Here is a 5888-nt window from a genome sequence, read left to right on the forward strand (position 1 = left end):
TCCCCGGTCCCGCCGAGCACCCCGAAGACGAGCCCGGACACATCGGGCAGCTCCCAGGGGTCCTTGGGCGCGGGCTTGGCGGGGGCGGCGGCGTCATGAGAAGTCATGGGGCCGATCCTGCCACCCCGCTCCGCTCCGGAGAACGAGCGGTCCGGCCCGGGTCCGGCCCGGGGACCGGTCCCGGGCCGGACCGGTCAGGCGGCCTCTGATTGTGGCGCGCCGGGCAGCGTGATCGCGGTGAGCGAGTCGATGTAATGCTGGATGCGCTGCCGTTCGGCGGCGGACCGCCGCGGCTCGCCGGCGAGGGCGTACCAGCGCCGCAGGCTTTCGGCGTGGTCCATCTCGATGAGACGAGTGATGGAGTCGACACTCATCTGCTCACGCTGCTCAGGTGTCATGGTCAACGTCCCCGATCCTCTCGTTCAGACGTCCCAACTCGTAATTGAGATTCCTCAGGCGACGCTGCTGGTGATCGATGCCGATCTTGTACTGGCTGATATAGCTCTCCGCGTTCGGCACCTCCTCTTCGAGGATCACCGTTCGTCGCATGTAGTCATCGTCACTGGCCACAGCCTACGCCTCTCTCTTTGCCGGCTTACGCCGCGGAGATCAGCCTGTCATCGGCCGTATGGCAGAAAGCGCTTTACCAGCTGATCTTCATTCGATCAGGCAATGAACCGCGCAGCGCGTTGACCTTTGGCCTTAGCTCGGAGGCGAGTCCGCGTCGTCCTCCTCCGGCGGCTCCGGCTCCCGGTCGCGCCAGCGGGGGTCCGAGCGCCAGTTCTCGTCGCGTTCGCGCGCCGTCTCGATCGCCCGGGCCGCCTCCTCGCGGGTGGCGTAGGGGCCCAGCCGGTCCTTGGCCGGGCACTCGGGGCCTTCTTCGACCTTCTGGTGCTTGAGGCAGTAGTACCACTCGCCGGCCTTGCCGGTCGGCATCCTTCGTCGGAAGAGCGCAGCCATACCCTCATCCTGCCCGCCCGTAGACTCGCTGGCATGTCTGGCCAGTCTCTTCTTGTTCCCGGTACGGTCTCGCCGCAGCGTTCCGTGCCCTCCGTCATCCCCCGACCCGAGTACGTGGGCAAGAAGGGGCCCACTCCCTACACCGGCCCCGAAGCACAGGACGACGAGACCGTCGAGCGGATGCGGCTGGCCGGCCGGCTGGCCGCGCGGGCGATGGCCGAGACGGCCGCGCACATCGCGGACGGGGTGACCACCGACAAGCTGGACGAGATCGCGCACACCTTCCTGTGCGACCACGGCGCCTACCCCTCCACCCTCGGCTACCGCGGGTTCCCCAAGTCCCTGTGCACCTCGGTCAACGAGGTGATCTGCCACGGCATCCCGGACTCGACGGTGCTGCGCGACGGCGACATCGTCAATCTCGACATCACCGCCTATGTGGGCGGCGTGCACGGCGACACCAACGCCACCTACTTCGTGGGCGGCGAGGCGGCGGCCGACGAGGAGTCGCGGCTGCTCGTGGAGCGCACCCGGGAGGCGCTCAACCGGGCCATCAAGGCGGTGCGGCCCGGCCGGCAGATCAATGTGATCGGCCGGGTGATCGAGTCGTACGCCAAGCGGTTCGGGTACGGGGTGGTGCGGGACTTCACCGGTCACGGCATCAACCGCTCGTTCCACTCCGGGCTGATCGTCCCGCACTACGACGACCCGAACGCCACCACCGTGATGCGGCCGGGGATGACGTTCACCATCGAGCCGATGCTCAACCTGGGCACCCACGAGTGGGAGATGTGGGACGACCAGTGGACGGTCGTCACCAAGGACCGCAAGCGCTCGGCGCAGTTCGAGCACACGCTGGTGGTGACCGACAGCGGCGCGGAGATCCTCACGCTCCCCTGAGTCCCCGCGCCCCCCGTTTTCCCGACAACGTGTCGGCAAGAGCTTGACTTAGGTAAGCCTAAGTATGGAGGATGACGGGGCACGGCGGTACGCCGTGCCCCGCCGCCAGCTCCCGGAGGCTCCGTTGACCACGCCGCTCGCCGTCACCCCGTTCTCCACCCAGATCCGCGAGGCCTCCCACGCGGCACACACCCAGGCGGAGAACTCCACCTTCATGAGCGACCTGCTCGGCGGAAAGCTGGGGGTCGCGGCCTATCGCCGCTACACCGAGCAGCTGTGGTTCGTCTACCGCGCGCTGGAGGCCCGCACCGCCGACCTCGCCGCCGACCCGGTCGCCGGGCCGTTCATCCACCCGCAACTGGCCCGCGGCGCCGCCCTCGAAGCCGACCTCGACCATCTGCACGACGGGCCCGGCTGGCGCACCACCATCACCCCGCTGCCCGCCACCGAGACCTACGCCGCCCGGGTCACCGAGGTGGCCACCACCTGGCCCGCCGGCTACGTCGCGCACCACTACACCCGCTACCTCGGCGATCTGTCCGGCGGTCAGATCATCCGCGGCACCGCCGAGAAGCTGTGGGGCTTCGCCCGCAAGGGCCCCGGCGTCCACTTCTACGTCTTCGACGCCATCGACAACCCCGCCGCCTTCAAGCGCGGCTACCGGCGGACCCTGGACGACATCGCCGCCGACGGCCCGGAGCGGCTGCGCATCGTGGAGGAGTGCAAGCGGGCCTTCGCGCTCAACTCGGCCGTCTTCCAGGATCTGGGCACGGCCTGCCGTTAACGTGAAGGGCATGCCGCCCTTCCGTCCCGCACCGTCCTGGCTGGCCGACGCCGTTCTCTACCAGATCTATCCGCAGAGCTGGGCCGACTCCAACGGGGACGGCATCGGCGACTTCGCCGGCATCACCGCCCATCTGGAGCATCTGTCCTGGCTGGGCGTCAACACCGTCTGGCTCAACCCGTGCTTCGCCTCGCCGTTCCGCGACGCCGGCTACGACGTCAGCGACTACTTCGCCCTCGCCCCCCGCTACGGCACGGACGACGACCTCGCCCGGCTGGTCGACGAGGCCGGCCGGCTCGGCATCCGGGTGATGCTCGACCTGGTCGCCGGGCACACCTCCGACGCACACCCCTGGTTCCGGTCCTCGGCCGAGGACCCGGGCGACCACCGGTACATCTGGAGCGCGCCGGGGCCGGACGGCGCCCTGCCGCCCGGCTTCGTCCGCTCCCCCGGCTCCCGGCCCGGCGGCTATCTGCCGAACTTCTTCGACAGCCAGCCCGCCCTCAACTTCGGCTACGCCCGGCAGGACGCCGCCGAGCCCTGGCGGCAGCCGGTGGACGCCGAGGGGCCGCGCGCCAACCGGGCCGCGCTGCGCGAGGTCATGGACCACTGGCTGCGGCTCGGCCTGGCCGGGTTCCGGGTCGACATGGCGCACTCCCTGGTCAAGGACGATCCGGGCCTGGTGGAGACCTGCCGGCTGTGGGGCGAACTGCGCGACTGGCTGGACGGCACCCACCGGCAGGCCGCCCTGCTCGCCGAATGGGGCGACCCGCAGACCTCGGTGCCCGCCGGTTTCCACGCGGACTTCCTGCTCCAGTTCGGCGGCCCCTCCGACGGGTTGCCGATGCGGTCGCTGTGGAACAACGGCACCGGCACCGTCCACGAGCACTGGGCGCAGCGCGAGCACTGCTACTTCGAGGCCGAGGGGCGCGGCAGCGCCGAGACCTTCGTCACGGCGTGGCGGTCGGCCGCCGCGCTCATCGGCGACAAGGGCTACATCTCGCTGCCCACCGCCAACCACGACTTCTCCCGGCTGCGCTGCGGCCCGCGCACCGCCGAACAGCTGCCGCCCGCCTTCGCGTTCCAGCTGACCTGGCCCACGCTGCCCGCCATCTACTACGGCGACGAGATCGGCATGCGGTACATCCCGGGGCTCCCCGAGCACGAGGGCAGCGTGCTGGAGCCGACCTACAACCGGGCCGGCTCCCGTACCCCCATGCAGTGGGACGCGACCGAGGGCGCCGGGTTCTCCACCGCTCCCGCCGACCGCTTCTATCTGCCGCTCGACCCCGACCCGGACCGCCCCGATGTCGCCTCCCAGCGGGCGGACGAGACCTCGCTGCTGCATCTGGTGCGCCGCCTCATCGCGCTGCGCCGCGGCACCCCTGAGCTGGGCAGCCGGGGCTCGGTGGAGGTGCTGCACACCGGTTATCCGCTGGTGTACGTGCGCGGAGGGCGCTTCCTGGTGGTGGTCAACCCCCGCCTCGCGCCGGTCACCTTCCCGTACGAGGGCGACCCGCGTCCGCTGGAGGTGCGCGGGGTGCGGGTGCGGGACGGGGCGATCGAGGCGGACGGGTTCGGGTTCGGGATCTTCGCGCTCTGAGTCCGGCCGGTGGGGCACCTGTTGCGCTGGAGCCCGCTCCAGCAGGCACACTCCCCGGCATGACGACGCACTTTTCCCGGACGCTGGGACGTTCGGGCATCACGGTCAGCGGGCTCGGGTTCGGCTGCTGGGCGATCGGCGGCCCGTGGCAGGACGGCGCGGGCGGGCCGCTGGGCTGGGGCGAGGTGGACGACCGGGAGTCGGTGCGGGCGGTGCGCCGCGCGCTGGACCTGGGGGTCACGTTCTTCGACACCGCCGACTGCTACGGGACCGGGCACAGCGAGGAGGTGCTGGGCCGGGCGCTCAGGGGCCGCCGGGCGGAGGCGGTGATCGCGTCCAAGTGGGGCAACACCTTCGACCCGGCCACCCGCACCATGCTGCCGGAGCCGGATCTGAGCCCCGGCTATGTGCGGCGGGCGCTCACCGCGACACTGCGGCGGCTGGACACCGACCATCTGGACCTGTACCAGCTGCACATCGGTGACGCGCCGCACGCGGCGGCCGAGGAGCTGCGGCAGGTGTGCGAGGACCTGGTGGCGGAGGGGCTGATCCGGGCGTACGGCTGGTCCACCGATCTGCCGGACCGGGCGCGGGTGTTCGCGGCCGGGCCGCACTGCGCGAGCGTGCAGTTGCACTGCAACGTCCTGGAGGACGCGCCGGAGCTGCTGGCGCTGTGCGAGGCGGAGGGGCTGGCCGCGATCAACCGGGGGCCGCTGGCGATGGGGGTGCTGACCGGGAAGTACGACAGCGTGCCGGGCCGGGGGGCGAGTCTGGCGCCCGGCGACATCCGGGCCGAACCGCCCGGCTGGCTGCGGTACTTCCGTGACGGGCGGCTGGAGCCGCGGTGGCGGGAGCGGTTCGAGGCGGTGCGGGACGTGCTCACCAGCGGGGGCCGTACCCCGGCGCAGGGCGCGCTGGCCTGGCTGTGGGCGCGCAGCCCGGTGACGGTGCCGATCCCGGGCATCCGCACCGTGGCGCAGGCCGAACAGAACGCGGCGGCCCTGGAGTACGGGCCGCTGACGGCCGAGCAGCTGAGTGACATCGAGAGGCTGCTCGGCCGCCGCTGACCGGCCGGGGCCATGACGGCCGGTGCGGGGTACGCGTGCCCGCCGGCCGGGCGTTGACCGGCGGGCACGCGCGGCTGCCGCGGGCTGGACCGTCAGCCCAGCGGCAGCGTGCGGCGACGGGCGGCGGCGAAGGCCACCACTCCGGCCGCGCTCAGGGCGGCGGCGCCGCCGGCCAGTCCGGCGAGCGGGATTCCGCTGCCGGTGCTGGCCAGTGCGCCGCCGAGGGCACCGCCGGAGGCGCCGCCCGTGGGGGTGGTACCGACCGGGGTGGTGATCTGGGTCTCCCACCGGCCGGGGTTGTTCACCGAAGGCAGTTCGGCGCCCTCGCTGAGGGCCACGGCGACGGTCACGTCGTCGAGGGCGGTGCCGGCCTGGTACATCGGCGAGCCGTTGTAGGCGAACACCTCGGCGCCCTCGGCGGTCAGCGTGGCGGGGAGGTCGCTGAGGACGAGGACGTCCTCGTCGGCGGTGAGCGCGCCGGCGGGGATGTCGAGGGAGGCGACGGTGATGGCGTCGAAGGTGGTGATCTCGCCGGTCTGCGCGTCCTTGGCGCTGACGTCGGCGATCAGTTCAC

General features: G+C 71.8%; 8 protein-coding genes and 1 pseudogene. 4 read left to right on the forward strand and 5 right to left on the reverse strand.

Translation table 11 applies throughout. The features are described 5' to 3' along the window. From ACFV5N_RS23535 to ACFV5N_RS23550, 4 genes and pseudogenes are all read right to left on the reverse strand, one after another. Positions 1-107, reverse strand: a pseudogene (locus tag ACFV5N_RS23535) (NADPH-dependent F420 reductase); the annotation flags it as partial. 87 nt (positions 108-194) lie between these two features. Further along, entirely contained in the window at positions 195-374 is a 180-nt protein-coding gene (locus ACFV5N_RS23540; protein WP_385603269.1) for a hypothetical protein, read from the reverse strand. A 13-nt stretch (positions 375-387) separates the two neighbouring features. Next, positions 388-570 (reverse strand): hypothetical protein, encoded by a 183-nt coding sequence (locus tag ACFV5N_RS23545; protein WP_019432985.1) that lies wholly within the window; start codon positions 568-570, stop codon positions 388-390. A 132-nt stretch (positions 571-702) separates the two neighbouring features. Then, positions 703-960: a hypothetical protein gene (locus tag ACFV5N_RS23550; protein ID WP_385603273.1), complete on the reverse strand. Its 258-nt coding sequence runs from the start codon at positions 958-960 to the stop codon at positions 703-705. Between the two features lie 33 nt (positions 961-993). Between ACFV5N_RS23550 and map the strand changes: the two genes are divergently transcribed. The 4 genes from map to ACFV5N_RS23570 all read left to right on the forward strand — a co-directional run bounded on the left by map (position 994) and on the right by ACFV5N_RS23570 (position 5314). Then, positions 994-1860: a type I methionyl aminopeptidase gene (map, locus tag ACFV5N_RS23555; RefSeq protein ID WP_385603275.1), complete on the forward strand. Its 867-nt coding sequence runs from the start codon at positions 994-996 to the stop codon at positions 1858-1860. Positions 1861-1984: 124 nt separating this feature from the next. Next, entirely contained in the window at positions 1985-2644 is a 660-nt protein-coding gene (locus tag ACFV5N_RS23560) for a heme oxygenase (biliverdin-producing) (RefSeq protein WP_385603278.1), read from the forward strand. A 10-nt stretch (positions 2645-2654) separates the two neighbouring features. Further along, positions 2655-4247, forward strand: a complete 1593-nt coding sequence (locus tag ACFV5N_RS23565; protein ID WP_385603281.1) for an alpha-amylase family glycosyl hydrolase — start codon at positions 2655-2657, stop codon at positions 4245-4247. A gap of 59 nt (positions 4248-4306) precedes the next feature. Then, a complete protein-coding gene (locus ACFV5N_RS23570) occupies positions 4307-5314 on the forward strand; it encodes an aldo/keto reductase (RefSeq protein WP_385603284.1) in 1008 nt (335 codons plus the stop codon). 92 nt (positions 5315-5406) lie between these two features. Here ACFV5N_RS23570 and ACFV5N_RS23575 read toward each other — a convergent pair. Next, positions 5407-5888, reverse strand: a 482-nt coding sequence (locus ACFV5N_RS23575) for an HtaA domain-containing protein (protein WP_385603287.1), incomplete at its 5' end; no start/stop codon positions are given.

Source organism: Streptomyces sp. NPDC059853 (genome assembly GCF_042731495.1).
In the GTDB taxonomy this organism is placed as follows: domain Bacteria; phylum Actinomycetota; class Actinomycetes; order Streptomycetales; family Streptomycetaceae; genus Streptomyces.

Excerpts from the sequence above, each read along its gene's own strand:
- ACFV5N_RS23540 (WP_385603269.1), bottom strand. The coding sequence starts at position 374 with ATGAGTGTCGACTCCATCACTCGTCTCATCGAGATGGACCACGCCGAA.
- ACFV5N_RS23550 (WP_385603273.1), bottom strand. The coding sequence starts at position 960 with ATGGCTGCGCTCTTCCGACGAAGGATGCCGACCGGCAAGGCCGGCGAG.
- map (WP_385603275.1), top strand. The coding sequence starts at position 994 with ATGTCTGGCCAGTCTCTTCTTGTTCCCGGTACGGTCTCGCCGCAGCGT.
- ACFV5N_RS23565 (WP_385603281.1), top strand. The coding sequence starts at position 2,655 with ATGCCGCCCTTCCGTCCCGCACCGTCCTGGCTGGCCGACGCCGTTCTC.
- ACFV5N_RS23570 (WP_385603284.1), top strand. The coding sequence starts at position 4,307 with ATGACGACGCACTTTTCCCGGACGCTGGGACGTTCGGGCATCACGGTC.